Raw genomic sequence first — 15,624 nt, 5'->3', positions numbered from 1 at the left:
GCCAGCACATGCGACTTCTGAGGGAAGAACTTGACTTACCTCTAGGTAATGGGGTTATCCTGAGATTATTCGTATCCGAACAATCTCGATGAGGAGACTTCGATGAAGCCATCGTCGCCCTACAACCTGGCCGATTTAGACCTGTTCCAGAATGGTGCCCCATGGGCGGCTTTCGAAGAGATCCGCACCAACACCCCCGCGCACTTCAGTGACGAAGGCGCAGATGGCAGTGGCTTCTGGTCGGCGACTCGGTACCACGACATTGTGAAGGTTCTTCGCGACTCGGAGACGTTCACCAGCGAACGCTTCACCAACCTCGAAGAGGTCACGCCCGAACAAGAGGACGCCAGACGTTCACTTCTCGAAACCGATGGTGCACGTCACCGCGCCATGCGTCGACTGATCCAGTTTGAATTCACTCCTGCTGCCGTCGCCCGCTATGAGAACTTTCTCCGCGGCCTCACCGCCAGCACTCTCGACAACGCATTCGCCAAGGGTGAGTTCGACTTTGTTGAAGACGTCGCAGCTGACTTCCCCATCCGCGTGCTCGCCAAGATCCTGGATGTGCCCGACTCCGACACTGGTCAGCTCATTGACTGGGGTAACCGCATGGTCGGCTTCTCAGACCCCGAGCACGCTGACGTCCTCATCAACTCCGAAGAATCAGAGAAGTACAAGAACCTTCCCTTCCGCTCCCCTGCGGCTCTTGAAGTATTCGAATACGGTGACGAACTTCGTCGCCAGCGTCTGGGCAAGAACGGTACAGACTTGGTTTCCGTCCTAGTCAACACTGCGCCATCGGATGGAATCCCGCTGTCAGACCGTGACTTCCACACCAACTTCCTGCTCCTGGTTGTGGCTGGCAACGAGACCACGCGTCACACCATCACTCACACCATGAACAACCTCATCAACAACCCTGACCAGCTGGCTCTCCTTCAGGAGAACCCTGAGCTCATCCCCTGGGCTGTTGAAGAGTTCCTGCGTTACGCAAGCCCCGTTTACCACTTCCGTCGCACCGCGACCAAGGACGTGGACTTCAACGGTTCCATGATCAAGAAGGGCGAGAAGATGGTCGCCTGGTTTGCCTCTGGCAACCGCGACGAGAACATCTTCTTGGACCCCAACAAGATGGATGTCACGCGTAACCCCAATGAACACGTGACCTTCGGTCGCGGTGGTCCCCACATGTGCTTGGGTAACTCACTGGCTCGTATCGAGCTGCGTGTGATGTTCGAAGACCTCATCAACCGCGTGGACAAGGTTGAGCGCACCGGAGAAGTTGACTTCCTGCGTTCAAACTTCGTTCACGGCATCAAGCGCATGCCCGTCAAGGTCACCACGCGCTAAATCACTTAAGCCATGAGGGACGTCTCACCCTCATCTGGCCTCCACTAGCTGTGCTCCCACATCGTGGGAGCACAGCTTAATTTCCTCTAGACAAACTGGAACACTGACTTAGGCTGGTGCTTATGACTGCTCCCCGCGTTCTCGTGATTGTTCACGACGTCGATGACAACCTCAACGAATTTGCTGTCCCCATGGCAGAAGCGGGCGTTTACCTCGAAACGTGGGATGCCGCCAAAGACTTTGATTCACGACCACCTCTTGATGAGCTGTCCAAATACTCTGGGATTATTTCTCTCGGAGCCCACAACGGAATTTTGGACGAAGACACCACTGAGTGGATGCCTTACGAGCGCAAGATTGTCGAATACGCACTGGAGACCGAGACTCCGTTCTTTGGGCTTTGCTTCGGCTCTCAGATTCTTGCTGCAGTCGCTGGGGCAGATTTCAAACCATCTCCTGTTCCCGAACTGGGCTGGACAGAGGTAGAGATGAAACCCGAAGCCAAAGAAGATCCTGTCTTCTCGCAGATCAGCTCCGGGCTCAAAGGTTTCCACTTCCACTACGACAGCTATGAGCTGCCCGAGTCAGCGACTCTCCTCGGGGAGACCAACGGCATCATTGAGGCGTATCGAGTGGGCTCAGCAGCATGGGCTACTCAGTTCCACCTCGAGGTAGGACTGAATCAGCAACTCGCGTGGCTCACGACCTACCGCAAGTACTTTGAAAAGGAAGGTATCGATGTGGAGGAGCAGATGCGCCTTAGCCACGAGAACTTCCTGGAGTATCGCCGACAGGCACATGTCACTGCTACTGCGTTTGCAGAGCAAGTAAAAGCATTCGCGGCTAAATAAGTCCGGCGATGCCTTTGAGATAGGCATCAACGAGGGCATAGGTGCGCTGTTCTGCTGCCGGATCTTCCGCGCGGGTTTGAGCCATCATGATCTCTGGATCTAGCCCGGCTTCTCGGACTTTTCCAGCTCCGCCCCAGTCCAGCCAGCCCTTGAGACCTGGTGCCTCTAACTCGGGATGGAATTGGACACCCAAGGTTTTGTTGATGGTGAAAGCTTGGGGAGCAGCTGGATTGCGCGCAATCTCAACAGCTCCCGGTGGGACAGTGAACCGGTCGTAGTGAAATTGGAACCAAGGACCGTTGGGGACCAACTCTGGTCGATCGCTCCAGATTGTGGTCCATCCAATTTCGAACTGAGGAGCACGGCCCACGGTTCCACCCATGGCGCGGGCAATGAGCTGACCGCCGAAACAGATCCCCAAAACGGGCTTGCCTGCTGAGACAGCACTCTTTACAAGCTCGAGTTCTGGCTCTAGCCAATTACCAATGCAATCGTTATCCCAGGCACCCCAGGGAGCACCGAGAGGAACGATGAGATCGAAGTCATCAAAGTTGGGAAACTCAACCGTGATGTTGGGGGTTGAGAACTTGTCTTCAGGAACAACAAGGAACTCAGTGATATCGAAGCCATGGTGTTCGAGTCTGCGACCGACGGGTCCAGTGGGGCTGACGTGGTCGTGCTGAATAACGAGGGCTTTCATGGAAGAGCTCCTTGGATACAGAATGAATACACATAAGAATATGTGCTTCATATTTTGTAGTTGACTAGCAAATCGGTACTATTCGTTAGTACCCTAACGATAGCGTTATGACACCACACTTGCCACAAAGGAGTTGCAATGGTTAACGATCTAACCAAGCTTCGAGATGACCTCGGAGAGCGCGGCATCGACGTTCTGCGCGTCATGTTCTCGGACGTTCTCGGTATTCCTCGTTCCAAGGACATCTTGGTTAGTCAGCTCGATAAGGCATGCCACAACGGCCCCGCTTTCAGCCAGGGCGTGTGGACAACCACCACCGGTGGCGAGTTCCACGAGGCCAATGGAATTGCCAGCGACGGCCTCCAGGACTTCATCACACAGATTGTCCCCGGCACCATTTCTCCTTTGGCCTGGGAGCCCGGTGTTGCGTATGTCATAGGCGACGCCTTCAACCCAGATGGCAAGCCCAACATGATGTCTCCGCGCTCTGTGCTGCAGAAAGTCATCGAGAGTTACCACGCTCTCGGACTTCACCCTGTCGTTGGCCCCGAACTTGAGTTCTATATCGCCAACCAGGACGAGGAAGGCCGCTTCGTTCGCTCTCTTTCCCAAACTGGTCGCGTCTACATGACGGGAACCCTGGTCGACCCAGACGGCGACTTCCTGCACCTGATGCGCATGCTGGACAACCTGAACATTGGAGCCTTCGCAGGAAACCACGAGTTCAGCCCCAGCCAGTATGAAGTCAACCTGTGGCACAGCGAAGCTCTGGATGCAGCAGACCGCACCTTCTTCTTCAAGACCGCTGTCAAGGACATCATTGCCAAGCGCGGCAAGCACGCATCCTTCTTGGGAAAGCCTTGGAGCGACGAAGGTGGATCCGGTTTTCACCTGCACTTCTCGGTCACCGACGCAGATGGCATCAACAAGATGCACGACGGCCGCGGAAACCTCTCCCCTGCAGCCAAGATGTTGATTGCCGGAATCACCAAGCACGCCAACGCACTGACCGCATTCACCAACCCCACAGTGAACGCATTCAAGCGCCTGGGTCCTGACACTCTTGCTCCTTACCGTTCCAACTGGGGCTACGACAACCGTTCCTGCATGGTCCGCGTTCCACCCGAGCGCGGTCAGGGAACTCGCCTCGAGATCCGCGTGGGCGATGGCGCAGCCAACCCCTACCTCGTGATCGCAGCAATCCTTGCTGCCGGTCTTGACGGCATCGTGAATGAACTCGAGTGCCCACCAGATGCTGTGGGCATGGCCTACGACAACGAGGGGGCGGAGATTCTTCCTGAGACCTTCGCTGACGCTCTCGACGCTCTCGAGAAAGACGATGCTCTGCGTAACCAGATGTCAGAAGAGCTTGTCAACGTCTTCATGGTGCTCAAGCGTGACGAAATTGCTCGCTACGAGGCAACTGTTGAGGACCCCAGCACGCGCGACGTGACAGACTGGGAAATCACGGAGTACGCAGCCTCCTACTAAGAACCTCCACCTCCCAGCAGAGGTGAAGATACGAAAGAGCCCCGGTGGAATCCACCGGGGCTCTTCTCTTTTTTCAGAACTTAGATGCTGGGGTTTGATCCCAAGTCAGCTACGAGGGTTCCACCATTGAAGGTCGTGCCGACCTCGCGGAAGTAACCACCGAGGATTTTCTCCACGGGGAGGATCGAGCCAAGCTCGTCCCACTGTGAGTCACTCAAGGTGAGCTCTGCAGTTCCACCCCATGCCTGGCCGAGGTCAAGGTCAACGCCACCCATGGTGATGAGCTGGTCAAGGGAGTTACCACTACCTGGAGTGATGGAGGGAACCCAACGGTTGTGCAGCATCTTGTGGCCGTTGACGAAACCGTTGCTCTCGACTGGACCAGTGAGGGTCACCTTTGCAGAAGCGAGACGGTGGTCATACGCAGCAAGGCTGGCACCGAACTTGGCACCGGCTTCAAGCGTCGGGGTTGCCTTGCCGCGGTTATAGACGCGAGTGGCGTGCATCGAGCCCAGCTTCTTGGGGTAGCCCTGGAACCAGCCACGAGCCATCGCGAAGTCTTTGGTTACCCAGATCGCGACGCAGCGGCTGTAGGTGACGCCTTCGTACTTGCAGCGAACAACCACAAAGGTCTCCATGTACTGCGAGCGGTCAGGATCCAGAAGCTCTTCGAAGTCATCAGAGCAGGACTGCCAATCAGCCCAGATCAGAGCAACTGCTCCAGGCTCTTCGTCAGCAAGCTCCAGCTCGGGAGGAAGAATTGCACGGACGTTGGCAGGATCGGTCAAGTACTCGACGGTGAGTAGCGTGCCGGAGTAGTGCCAGGGCATTTCCGGGATGATGGCGCTCTTACCGGTTGGGGTCTTGGGCGCAAGAAAGCCTTTGAGTTCAGTCATAGGAACAGAATATACGGTCATTCGTATCCAAACAAACATATTTTTGAAACATAACGTTTATGCCAAAATGGCGCTTTCGGCTTGACGTAGACCTGATTTATTGCAAAAGTTAGGAAAATCGTTTCTATCCGAACGATTATTTATGAACTCAATGAGGAGATCCATGATGTCAACCGCGCAATCGGCTGAAGACACCTCCCTAAAGAAGGGACGTCTTGGCGTCCTGGGAATCGTCTTCTTCGTCGTCGCAGCTTCCGCGCCCCTCGTGGGCATGACAGGCGCTGTTCCTGTCGCCATGCTCGCCGGTAACGGCGCAGCCGCTCCTGGCGCCTACCTTGCCGTGGGCCTCGTCCTGCTCTTGTTCAGCGTTGGCTACACCGCAATGGCTCACAAGGTCACCAACACCGGTGCGTTCTTTGCTTACGTCGGACGTGGCTTGGGCATCAAGGCTGGTGTTGCTTCTGCATTCATCTCCATCGTGGGATACGTCACCATTCAGCTCGCCATCTATGGCTTCTTCGGTGCGATCCTCTCCGGCCAGATGGCTGCCCTTGGACTTGAACTTCCTTGGTATGTCTGGAGCATCATTGCCTGGGCTCTTGTCACCGCATTGTCACTGCTCAGTGTTGATGTCGGAGCCAAGGTTCTCGGAACCCTGATGATTCTGGAACTTCTTTCCCTCATCATCACTGCTGTTGCGATCCTCGCAAACGGTGGCCCTGAGGGCTGGAACATTGGTGCTTCTTTCGCTCCTGACCAGATCTTCGCTGGTGGTTTCGGTGGCGGCGCTGGTATTGCTATCGCCTTCGCGTTCGCTTCCTTCATTGGTTTCGAAGCAACTGCTATCTACGGTGAAGAATCCATCGACCCCAAGAAGACCGTTCGTCGCGCTACCTACTGGGCTATCGGAATCATCACTGCACTCTTCGCAGTTGTGTCTTTCGCCATGGTTACCGGTATGGGTGCAAACGCAATCTTCGACCAGGTCATCGAGCGTTCTTCTATCGAAGGTGTCCCACTGGCTGACCCCGCAGCTGTTCTGTTCTCACTGACAGACCAGTACGTCGGTGGCTGGATGGTTACCATCATGAGCTGGCTCGTTGTTTCGAGCCTCTTCGCTGGTCTGCTCGCATTCCAGAACGCAACCGCTCGTTACTTCTTCGCAATGGGTCGCGGTGGCATCTTGTCCGAGCGCTTCGCGCACGTGAACAAGGCAGGTGCTCCTCGTGCAGGTGTCATCCTCACCTCGATCATTGCTCTGGTTGTCATTGTGATCTTCGCCGTGGCTCAGCTTGACCCCGTACTCAACCTGTTCTTCTGGATGTCGGCCATCACCGCCATCTCGATCATCTTGGTTGAGATCTTGGTCAGCGTTGCCGTCATCGCGTACTTCGCAAAGAACAGTGGCGCTAACGTCTGGCAGGGCAAGATTGCTCCTGCTCTGGCAGCAATCGGCCTGATACTCGGTGAGTACCTGCTGATGAGCCGCTTCAACCTGCTGGCTGGAACTGTAGCTGACGGCGTGGACCCATCGCTTCCTGAAAGCGCATGGGCACTCAGCCCCCTCGGCTGGTTCCTCGTCCTGCTCCCCTTCATCGCTGGAATCATCGGCTTCATTGTCGCTGCAGTCCAGGGTAAGGAAAAGGCTGCACTGACCGAGGACATTCTGTCCTAATCAGTACACAAAACTGGGGCGCTCGTCTGCATAAGACGGGCGCCCCTTTTTTTGTTGCTGTGAAGAGTGTTACGCGGTTCGCGTGGGACCCAGGAGCAAAGGCTTACTGGTGTCCATGGTGAAGAAGTCATGACCCTTGTCATCGACGATGACGAAGGCAGGGAAGTTCTCCACCTCAATCTTGTAGACCGCTTCCATACCCAACTCGGGGTAGTCAATGATCTCCATCGAGCGAATGCTGTCCTGGGCCAAGCGAGCAGCAGGGCCGCCCACAGAACCGAGGTAGAAGCCACCGTAGGTGCCACAGGCCTTGGTCACCACAGAGGAGCGGTTGCCCTTCGCCAGCATGACCATCGAGCCACCGGCCTTCTGGAACTCGTCCACATAGCTGTCCATGCGGCCAGCGGTGGTGGGTCCGAAGGAACCAGTGGGAAGACCCTCAGGAGTCTTCGCGGGACCTGCGTAATAGATGGGGTGGTTCTTGGCGTAATCAGGGAGACCCTCACCGCGCTCGAGACGTTCACGCATACGAGCGTGCGCAATGTCGCGAGCCACAATCATGGTTCCGGTCAGCATCACACGAGTACCAATAGAGCAGGCAGAGAGTTCCTTGAGGATCTCTTCCATGGGCTGGTTCAAGTTGATGGGAACACCAGGGGATGCTTCCTCGATCTGCTCAAGACCAGTTTCTGGAATGAAGCGAGCGGGGTCGTGTTCGAGCTCTTCAATGAAGACACCCTCAGAGTTGATGGTGGCGAGGATCTGGCGGTCTGCCGAGCAGGAGACAGCAATCGCAATTGGCAACGAAGCACCGTGGCGAGGCAGACGAACAACACGAACATCGTGGCAGAAGTACTTACCGCCGAACTGCGCACCAAAACCGATGGTTTTGGTCAGTTCGAAGACCTTCTTCTCAAACTCAAGGTCGCGGAAACCCTGACCTTCCTTGCCACCTTCGGTGGGCAGAGAGTCGAGGTAGTGGGTGGAAGCCAGCTTGGCGGTCTTCACCGCGTAGTCAGCCGAGGTTCCACCGATGGTGATAGCCAAGTGATACGGAGGACATGCTGCAGTTCCCAGGCTTGCGATCTTCTCGCGCAGGAACTCGAGCAGACGCTGTTCTTCCAGAACAGCCTTGGTCTCTTGGTAGAGGAAGGTCTTGTTGGCGCTACCGCCACCCTTAGCCATGAACAAGAACTCATAGCCGTCGCCCTTGGTCAGCGAGATGTCGACTTCAGCAGGCAGGTTGGTTCCGGTGTTGACCTCTTCCCACATCGAGGTGGGAGACATCTGCGAGTAACGCAGGTTGAGGTCGTGATACGCCTTGGCAATACCGTTGGTGATGTATTCCGCATCGCGACCATCGGTCAAGATGCGGTGACCACGCTTAGCCATGACCAATGCAGTACCGGTGTCCTGACACATGGGCAGCACTCCACCGGAAGCAACGTTCGCGTTCTTGAGCAGATCAAGAGCAACGTACTTGTCATTGCCAGAAGCCTCAGGGTCATCAAGAATCTTGCGCAGCTGAGCAAGGTGGGCTGGGCGCAGGAAGTAGTTGATTTCCTTATAAGCGGTGTAGGCAAGGAGTTCAAGAGCTTCGGGAGAAACAGAGGTAAAGGTGTACTCACCGAGGGTGACCGATTCAACACCTTCGTCGCTGAGCAGAGTCCTGTCGTAGTCAGAAGACTGACGGTGCAGGATCTGGTATTCGCCCTTGTTCATAATTGCCTGTTCTTTCTAGGGAAGTAATAAAAGTTTGCCCGTGGTTTTGCGCCCAGCCAAGTCGTCATGGGCCTGGGCAGCCTCTGCAAGAGGGTATGTCCCGCCGATGCGAACGTCGAGTTTGCCTGCAATAACGGCATCTGTGAGTTCAGTCCAGCGCCAATTGCGCTCTTCGGTAGTTAATAAGTAATTCCACAGTGTGGGTCGCGTAATAAACAGCGAACCACCTGAATTCAGGCGCTGCAGATCAAACTCAGGAACTGGTCCAGAAGCAGCACCAAAGAGAACCATGGTTCCGCGGATACCAAGCGACATCAAAGAGCGGTCAAAGGTGGCCTGACCCACGCCGTCATAGACCACATCAACACCACGGCCATTAGTCAGTTCGCGCACGCGAACATCAAAGCCGTCATACGAAAGAACTTCATCAGCACCAGCTGCTCGAGCTAGTTCTGCCTTGTGCTCGTCAGAAACAGTCGTGAACACCCGAGCACCGCGCATTTTTGCCAACTGAATCAACAGCAGGCCAACCCCACCAGCACCAGCGTGAATCAAGGCGGTGTGCTCAGGGCCCAACGAGAAGGTTGAGGTAGCGAGATAGTGAGCCGTCATTCCCTGCAGGGGAAGTGAGGCAGCAGTGAGGTCGTCCATTCCTTCAGGAATCAACAGTGCCATATCTGCAGGAACAAGTGCCAGCTCGGCATAGGTCGAGATGCCATCTGTGAATGCAATGCGCTGACCAACCTCCAGGTTGGTCACGCCCTCGCCGAGTGCTTCGATCACACCCATGCCCTCGTTGCCCAAGATGTGGGGAAGTGGGATGGAGTAGATGCCCTTGCGCTGGTAGATCTCAATGAAGTTCACACCGGTTGCACGCATACGAACCAACACCTGGCCAGGACCGGCAACAGGCGCCTCGACTTCGGTGAAGTTCAGGACGGAAGAGTCCCCGAACTCAGAAACGACAATGGCTTTGCTCATAGGTTCAAGTCTGGCACTGCCGAGGAGAATGAGCGTGCTCTAGTGCTTGTTCCCGAGGTCTTCAATGACCTCAAACAAGACATCCACGTCACTGAGCTCGGTGCGGAAGTTGGTGAAGCAGGGACGCAACCAGGTTTCGCCATTGATTACGGCTGGAGAAAGGAAGACGCGGCCATCTTTCTCAATGACAGAACACAACGCTGCGTTGTGCTCACTGATTTTCTGAGGGTCGGTCATGCCGTGTGGAATGTGCTGCAACGGAACAATAGAGAGCTGCGGGCGGTGGGGCAGAACGCGGAAAGACGCATTCACGCTGGCGCGTGAATAGGTTGCTTGAGCAAGCTCAATGTTCTTGGTGATAGCAGAGCGGAACTCTGACGCACCATGAGCTTTGAATCCCAGCCACAGCTTGAGGGCACGTAGTGGTCGTGAGTACTCGAGCGTCACATCAACGGGGTTGGGCTCTTCACCTTCGTGAGGCATATAGGCCTCGTTGTGACCAAAGGTTGCAGCCAAGGCCGCATAGTCCTTGACCAACACGATCGAGCAGGCCTTGGGAACAAAGAGCCACTTGTGGGCATCGATGGTGACCGAGTCAGCCAGTTCAATGCCGTCAAAGAGTTCCCGAGCAGTATCGGTGCCAGCAGCAGGAGCCCCATAGGCTCCGTCGACGTGCATCCAGATGTCGTAGGTCTTCGCAATACGCGCAATTTCACGGAGGGGATCAATTGCACCCGTCAGTGTGGTGCCCGCACTGGCGATGATGCACATCGGTTTCACACCAGCTGCGATATCAGCCTTGATCTGCTCCTCGAGAGCAGCAGGAACCATGCGGTGTTCATCATCGATACGAATGGAGCGCACGGCACGGGTGCCGAGGCCGAGAAGCTCCACTGCACGCTTATTTGAGTAGTGAGCTTCGCTGGAAACATATACCGCCATGGGCACGGTGTTGCCCATCTCTCTGGACTCAGGAACAGCGCGGTGTCGAGCTGCGGCGAGCGCAGTGATGTTGCTGACCGTTCCGCCTGAGGTAAACAAACCTCGTGCGTTGGGGAAGCCAATGAACTCCCCCAGCCACTTACTGGTCTGAACCTCAAGTGTGGACGCGGCCCGGGCATCTACAGCCAAGTTGATGTCATAGGACGCGGCGAGGAAGTCTGCAACGGCGCCGATTTCGAGGCCACTCGAGCCGATGTATGCCAAGAAGCGTGGTCGTGACTGTGCCAGTGACTGATCGAGAACATCTACTGCCTGACCCAATGCATCCGTGTGCTGCATGCCTTGTTCTGGCAGGGTCTCTGACAAGAGTGCCGCTGTGGTGGCAGTGAGTTCTGGCTCTGTTTCACGGGCTTTATCGAAACCTTCCCAGACCTGCGTCACGGTGTCGAAAGTTGCCTGAAGGACATCACGACGGTCATCGCCTAAGCGCAGGTTCTGGTTCATCTCTTTAGGATACAAATGGACTCCACGCTCAGCCAGCGACGACTGAGCGAGTGTGTCCCGCCTGCTAGACGTCCTCACGCCAATGTGGAATAACTGTGGTGCATTTTGAGTTGATACATTGAGACGTCAAGGCACAGGAGCACAGTGACAATTACCCAGCAGCAGAGCGGTCAGCTGAGCACATTCAGCAGCCTGCGTCGGGTGTACCCATTCGTGCAGGGTGCACTGCCTCTCCTCTTCGTGGGAATCTTTGTTTCTCTGGCTGCTGTAGCTACCGCACTGACGATTCCTTTCGCCCTGCGCTGGCTGGTTGACAACCCACTGAGCACCGGCGACGTGGCACAAATTGTGCCTGGCGTCGCCGTTATCTTCGGGCTCGGTATGGCCGAAGTCATCTTCATCTACCTGCGCCGCTGGATTACGTTGGCCCCCGGTGTTCACCTCGAAGGCAAGATGCGCAACGCCATCTATATCCACCTTCAGAAGCTTCCCGTCTCTTTCCATGACAAGTGGCAAAGTGGCCAGTTGCTCTCCCGTGCCATGGGAGACATCAGCACCGTGCGCAGATGGATTTCCTTCGCTCTGGTTCAACTCGTCACCAGCACCATCATGCTTGTGGCCGGCTTCACCCTGCTCTTTGCATTCAACGCAGTGCTGGGGGCAATCTTCCTGATCTGCTCATTGCCTTTGATCATCATCAGCCTGCGCTTCCAGCGCACCTTCACCACCCTGGCCAGAAACTCTCAAGACCAGCAGGGTGACCTGGCCACTGCCATTGAAGAGTCCGTTCACGGTATCCGTGTGCTGAAGTCTTTTGGTCGCGCTGGTGAAGCTCTCGAAGAATTCCTGGAGCAGGCCAACATACTGAGGGGCACGGAACTAGCCAAGGGCAAGGCCAATGGCCAGATGTGGTTCTGGATGCTCCTGATCCCCGACGTGGGATTCGCCATCACCTTGCTGATCGGCATCATCGAAGCTGAGCAAGGCATTGTTTCGGTGGGAACTCTCATTGCGTTCTTTGCCACGGCAGCACTGCTCAAGGGACCAATGCAATCCATTGCTCCCATGCTCTCCATTTCTATAGAGGCAGCGAGCTCACTCAACCGTTTCCACGAAGTGATGGACACCCCCATCGAGATCTTGGAAGTGCGGGATGCGAAAGATGTCCCCGCGGGTCCTGGTGAACTTGTCTTCGAGGATGTTCACTTCCGTTACGAAGACTCCCCCGCACATGTTCCTGACCTCATTGATGGGGTGAGCCTCACCATCAAACCAGGTGAAACCATGGCGCTGGTGGGTCTGACAGGTTGCGGCAAGACCAGCCTCACAGCTTTGACCACCAGATTGTTTGATGTCACCGGCGGTCGCATCTTGATTGACGGCGTGGACATCAGAGACGTCAACATTGAAAGCCTCCGCACTCGCGTTGCGATGGCCTTCGAAGATGCCACCTTGTTCTCGATCTCCGTTCGAGACAACGTCCTCCTCGGCCGTGAAGACCTGACGGACACTGAAAACCCTGTGCTCCTCGCAGAAGGCGAGGCCCTTCTGCAGGAATCCCTCAACATTGCCCAAGCAGACTTTGCCCGCAGCCTGCCCAAGGGCGTGGAAAGCAAGATTGGTGAAGAGGGACTGAGTCTTTCTGGCGGTCAGCGTCAACGCTTAGCTCTTGCTCGAGCCATCGCTGTCCAGCCCAGCATCCTGGTGCTGGATGACCCACTCTCAGCACTGGATGTCACCACCGAGGCAGCGGTGGAGAAAGCACTGCGTGAAGTACTCGGCACCACCACAGCGTTGATCGTGGCTCACCGACCCTCCACCGTGATGCTCGCAGACCGCGTGGCTCTCCTCCACGAAGGCAAGATCTTGGATGTGGGCACACACTCAGAGCTTCTCAAGCGCTGCCCCGAATACCGCAACGTGATTTCTTCCCTCGAGGAGGAAAAGCGATGACGATAGCTGGAGTTCGCGGAGTTACTGGTGAAGAACGTTCCGACTTCACCAAGCAGGAAGGAAAGCGTCTGCGCCAGCGCTCGCTTTCCTTGCTGAGATCCTTGCTGCACCCTGTTCGAGTGCGCCTGTATTGGACACTTTTGGTAGTTGTGGTGAGCACTGCTGCCCAAGTTGCCGGTCCCACACTGTTGGCACTGGGCATTGACCAAGGCCTGTCCCAGGTTGTGCAGAACCATAACTGGCTGCCTGCTCAATTGATTGTGAGTGCGTATGTGCTCACCGCCATAGTTAGCTCGACCATGATGGCTGTGTACATGCGCTCCTCTGCAGTGCTGAGCCAAACGGTTCTGATAGACCTGCGTGAACGTGTCTTCCAGCACACGCAAAACCTCAGCATGAGTTTCCACGAGAACTACACCTCAGGCCGGGTTATTGCGCGCCAGACCAGCGACATTGAAACCCTGCGCGAGCTCCTCGATGGCGGCATCAGCAACCTGTTCCGAGGGATCTTGCTCATGACGTTTACTGCTGGCGCCTTGATTGCGCTAGATCCCTCCAGTGCACTGCCACTCGTGATTGCCTTGATCCCTGCCTTCTTCCTCACCCGATGGTTCTCCAACACTTCTAAGAAGCAGTTCCGTGAAGCCCGAACCTTTTCTGCCCGCTTGATCGTGCAGTTCGTGGAAACCATGACCGGCATTCGTGCCGTGAAGGCATTCCGTCGCGAAGAACGTAACGAGAAGAGCTACGCCCTCGCCGTGGACGACTACCGCGAAGCGAACCGTAAAGTCATTCGCCTCTTCGGCACCTATGACCCAGGCCTCAAAGTCATTGGCGTCTTTACACTGGCAGCAGTGTTGATCTTGGGTTCGTTCCGCGTGGCCAACGGCGCCATGGAAGTCGGTGTTCTCCTTGCCGCCGTTCTCTACACCCGCAGGTTCTTTGAACCCATGGAAGAACTAGCCATGTTCTATAACTCCTTCCAGAACGCATCCTCTGCGTTGGAGAAGGTCTCGGGCATGCTCGAAGAGAAGGCCACCGTTGTTGAGCCACTCAACCCGACTCCTCTGGTCCACCCCCACGGCAAGCTCGACTTCAACCAGGTGCGCTTTGGCTATAACGACGAGACAATCGTCTTGCCCAATCTCGATCTCCACATCCCTGCTGGACAGACCATCGCTCTGGTGGGAACCACCGGCGCTGGGAAGTCCACCCTGGCCAAGCTGGTGGCACGTTTCTATGACCCCACCCAGGGAACCGTCAGCCTCGACGACATAGACCTCCACAACCTCGCGAACACTGACCTGCGCCGTGCGATCGTCATGGTGACCCAAGAGTCGTATCTGTTCTCCGGTTCGGTCTCTGACAACATTGGCCTGGGCAAACCGGGGGCGACCCAAGAGGAGATTGAAGCTTCAGCGAAAGCTGTGGGCGCGCACGACTTCATCATGCGCTTGCCCGAAGGCTACGACACAGATGTGAACAAGCGTGGTGGTCGCTTGTCCGCAGGACAGCGTCAGCTTCTCTCGTTTGCACGTGCATTCATTGCAGACCCCACCGTGCTCATCCTGGATGAAGCAACGGCATCATTGGATATCCCCAGCGAGCGTTTGGTTCAAAAGGGTCTGCAAACCCTGCTTGCTGATCGCACGGCAATCATCATTGCTCACCGTCTTTCGACGGTGTCGATTGCAGACCGCGTGCTTGTCATGGAACACGGCGAGATCATCGAAGATGGCACACCAGAAGAACTCATTGCAGGCACCGGCAAGTTTGCCAGCCTGCATTCAGCCTGGAGAGACTCGCTAGCTTAGGGAAGCTTTTGAGTTGCCTCAGCAAAGAGAACTTTGCCTTTGAGGTCGCCAACTGGAATCTGCCAGATCACTTCACCGTCATAGAGGGCATAGGTCTCTTCGTTAGAAGAGAACACGGTGCCGATGATGAGTTCTGGAGCGTCCTCTGGGCTACCGGGCTGAACAGCCACGATGAGGTCATTGGGTGCAATAGCAGCACCCTTCTCGATGAGAACAGTGGTGCCCTGAGCGGAACCAGCTGAAGTCTTGATACCACCGTTAGGTGTTACGAACTCGAACTTGGCCAGCAAAATAAGGGCAAACACGATCACAACTGCTGCGATGACAGAAGCTAGCGTGATCCTCTTGGTGCGCGCTGAAGCTTCTGCGTATTTGGCACGAGCTGTTGCAGGAAGAGTCTTTAGCTTGGACATCAAAGAAGACTTTTCAGAGGAAGAAGTCTTGATGTTTGATTTCTTCTCTGCTGGCTCAGAAACAGCCATCACAGTCTTTTCCTGAGGAGCGAGTGCCAGCTTGATGCGGGCAACTCCGGACTTTCTCAATGTTGCAAGCGATGCTGCCGCTTTTGCGAAGAAGGCAGAAAGTGCTGCAATCGCTGGTTCAACGCGATTCTGGGCAGATGGCTTTGCCGGAGGAGTAACTTCCTCTTCAGCACCCTGAGTTGCCGGTGCATCAGCAGAGGGCTTGTTCTTGCGCCACTCTTCGAAGTTCTCTACTGCGTTGTTCTTACTAGCCATTGTTTAAC

At 55.7% G+C, this 15,624-nt stretch carries 13 protein-coding genes; 6 read left to right on the top strand and 7 right to left on the bottom strand.

Going from position 1 to position 15,624, the window contains the following annotated elements; genetic code table 11:
- The first annotated feature begins 102 nt into the window (after positions 1 to 102).
- Positions 103 to 1,350, top strand: coding sequence for a cytochrome P450 (locus M2118_RS00165; RefSeq protein ID WP_280793955.1), 1,248 nt, complete (start codon positions 103 to 105; stop codon positions 1,348 to 1,350).
- Between the two features lie 122 nt (positions 1,351 to 1,472).
- Positions 1,473 to 2,201, top strand: a complete 729-nt coding sequence (locus M2118_RS00160) for a type 1 glutamine amidotransferase (RefSeq protein WP_280793954.1) — start codon at positions 1,473 to 1,475, stop codon at positions 2,199 to 2,201.
- Here the strand turns inward: M2118_RS00160 and M2118_RS00155 are convergent.
- On the bottom strand, positions 2,194 to 2,901 hold the full coding sequence (locus tag M2118_RS00155; protein WP_280793953.1) for a type 1 glutamine amidotransferase: 708 nt from the start codon (positions 2,899 to 2,901) through the stop codon (positions 2,194 to 2,196). The two genes, M2118_RS00160 and M2118_RS00155, sit on opposite strands and share 8 nt — an antisense overlap.
- 138 nt (positions 2,902 to 3,039) lie before the next feature.
- Here M2118_RS00155 and M2118_RS00150 point away from each other — a divergent pair, with 138 nt between their 5' ends.
- On the top strand, positions 3,040 to 4,392 hold the full coding sequence (locus tag M2118_RS00150) for a glutamine synthetase family protein (RefSeq protein ID WP_280793952.1): 1,353 nt from the start codon (positions 3,040 to 3,042) through the stop codon (positions 4,390 to 4,392).
- Between the two features lie 80 nt (positions 4,393 to 4,472).
- Here the strand turns inward: M2118_RS00150 and M2118_RS00145 are convergent, their stop codons facing one another.
- Together M2118_RS00145 and M2118_RS08855 are read right to left on the bottom strand one after the other, a co-directional pair.
- Positions 4,473 to 5,288: an acetoacetate decarboxylase family protein gene (locus M2118_RS00145; RefSeq protein ID WP_280793951.1), complete on the bottom strand. Its 816-nt coding sequence runs from the start codon at positions 5,286 to 5,288 to the stop codon at positions 4,473 to 4,475.
- A gap of 57 nt (positions 5,289 to 5,345) precedes the next feature.
- The gene (locus tag M2118_RS08855) at positions 5,346 to 5,483 is read right to left on the bottom strand and encodes a hypothetical protein (protein ID WP_432418366.1); all 138 of its coding nucleotides are present in this window, start codon (positions 5,481 to 5,483) and stop codon (positions 5,346 to 5,348) included.
- On the opposite strand from M2118_RS08855, the gene M2118_RS00140 reads away from it, so the two are divergent.
- On the top strand, positions 5,455 to 6,963 hold the full coding sequence (locus M2118_RS00140; protein WP_280793950.1) for an APC family permease: 1,509 nt from the start codon (positions 5,455 to 5,457) through the stop codon (positions 6,961 to 6,963). The two genes, M2118_RS08855 and M2118_RS00140, sit on opposite strands and share 29 nt — an antisense overlap.
- A 69-nt stretch (positions 6,964 to 7,032) precedes the next feature.
- Here M2118_RS00140 and M2118_RS00135 read toward each other — a convergent pair whose 3' ends face one another.
- Genes M2118_RS00135 through M2118_RS00125 form a run of 3 tightly spaced genes read right to left on the bottom strand, consistent with a single transcriptional unit; the run spans position 7,033 to position 11,112 of the window.
- On the bottom strand, positions 7,033 to 8,685 hold the full coding sequence (locus M2118_RS00135; RefSeq protein ID WP_280793949.1) for a FumA C-terminus/TtdB family hydratase beta subunit: 1,653 nt from the start codon (positions 8,683 to 8,685) through the stop codon (positions 7,033 to 7,035).
- A gap of 15 nt (positions 8,686 to 8,700) precedes the next feature.
- A complete protein-coding gene (locus M2118_RS00130) occupies positions 8,701 to 9,666 on the bottom strand; it encodes a quinone oxidoreductase family protein (RefSeq protein ID WP_280793948.1) in 966 nt (321 codons plus the stop codon).
- Positions 9,667 to 9,705: 39 nt separating this feature from the next.
- Complete coding sequence (locus M2118_RS00125; protein ID WP_280793947.1) at positions 9,706 to 11,112, bottom strand: pyridoxal phosphate-dependent decarboxylase family protein; 1,407 nt, start codon at positions 11,110 to 11,112, stop codon at positions 9,706 to 9,708.
- Between the two features lie 144 nt (positions 11,113 to 11,256).
- On the opposite strand from M2118_RS00125, the gene M2118_RS00120 reads away from it, so the two are divergent.
- Together M2118_RS00120 and M2118_RS00115 are read left to right on the top strand one after the other, a co-directional pair.
- Positions 11,257 to 13,065 carry an ABC transporter ATP-binding protein gene (locus M2118_RS00120; RefSeq protein ID WP_280793946.1) on the top strand — a complete coding sequence of 603 codons (1,809 nt, stop codon included), beginning with the start codon at positions 11,257 to 11,259 and terminating at the stop codon, positions 13,063 to 13,065.
- Positions 13,062 to 14,879, top strand: coding sequence for an ABC transporter ATP-binding protein (locus tag M2118_RS00115; RefSeq protein ID WP_280793945.1), 1,818 nt, complete (start codon positions 13,062 to 13,064; stop codon positions 14,877 to 14,879). The genes M2118_RS00120 and M2118_RS00115 overlap by 4 nt, the downstream gene beginning before the upstream one ends.
- On the opposite strand, the gene M2118_RS00110 is transcribed toward M2118_RS00115, so the two are convergent.
- Positions 14,876 to 15,616, bottom strand: coding sequence for a hypothetical protein (locus tag M2118_RS00110; RefSeq protein WP_280793944.1), 741 nt, complete (start codon positions 15,614 to 15,616; stop codon positions 14,876 to 14,878). The two genes, M2118_RS00115 and M2118_RS00110, sit on opposite strands and share 4 nt — an antisense overlap.
- Between the last annotated feature and the right edge of the window lie 8 nt (positions 15,617 to 15,624).

The sequence above is a fragment of the Aurantimicrobium minutum genome (assembly GCF_029892845.1).
Classification (GTDB): domain Bacteria; phylum Actinomycetota; class Actinomycetes; order Actinomycetales; family Microbacteriaceae; genus Aurantimicrobium; species Aurantimicrobium minutum_B.
The sequence above is the reverse complement of the archived record's forward strand: the minus strand, read 5'-3'. Positions and strand labels throughout refer to the sequence as shown.

Excerpts from the sequence above, each read along its gene's own strand:
- M2118_RS00150 (WP_280793952.1), top strand. The coding sequence starts at position 3,040 with ATGGTTAACGATCTAACCAAGCTTCGAGATGACCTCGGAGAGCGCGGC.
- M2118_RS00155 (WP_280793953.1), bottom strand. The coding sequence starts at position 2,901 with ATGAAAGCCCTCGTTATTCAGCACGACCACGTCAGCCCCACTGGACCC.
- M2118_RS00165 (WP_280793955.1), top strand. The coding sequence starts at position 103 with ATGAAGCCATCGTCGCCCTACAACCTGGCCGATTTAGACCTGTTCCAG.
- M2118_RS00135 (WP_280793949.1), bottom strand. The coding sequence starts at position 8,685 with ATGAACAAGGGCGAATACCAGATCCTGCACCGTCAGTCTTCTGACTAC.
- M2118_RS00160 (WP_280793954.1), top strand. The coding sequence starts at position 1,473 with ATGACTGCTCCCCGCGTTCTCGTGATTGTTCACGACGTCGATGACAAC.
- M2118_RS00130 (WP_280793948.1), bottom strand. The coding sequence starts at position 9,666 with ATGAGCAAAGCCATTGTCGTTTCTGAGTTCGGGGACTCTTCCGTCCTG.
- M2118_RS00145 (WP_280793951.1), bottom strand. The coding sequence starts at position 5,288 with ATGACTGAACTCAAAGGCTTTCTTGCGCCCAAGACCCCAACCGGTAAG.
- M2118_RS00115 (WP_280793945.1), top strand. The coding sequence starts at position 13,062 with ATGACGATAGCTGGAGTTCGCGGAGTTACTGGTGAAGAACGTTCCGAC.
- M2118_RS00110 (WP_280793944.1), bottom strand. The coding sequence starts at position 15,616 with ATGGCTAGTAAGAACAACGCAGTAGAGAACTTCGAAGAGTGGCGCAAG.
- M2118_RS00125 (WP_280793947.1), bottom strand. The coding sequence starts at position 11,112 with ATGAACCAGAACCTGCGCTTAGGCGATGACCGTCGTGATGTCCTTCAG.
- M2118_RS00140 (WP_280793950.1), top strand. The coding sequence starts at position 5,455 with ATGTCAACCGCGCAATCGGCTGAAGACACCTCCCTAAAGAAGGGACGT.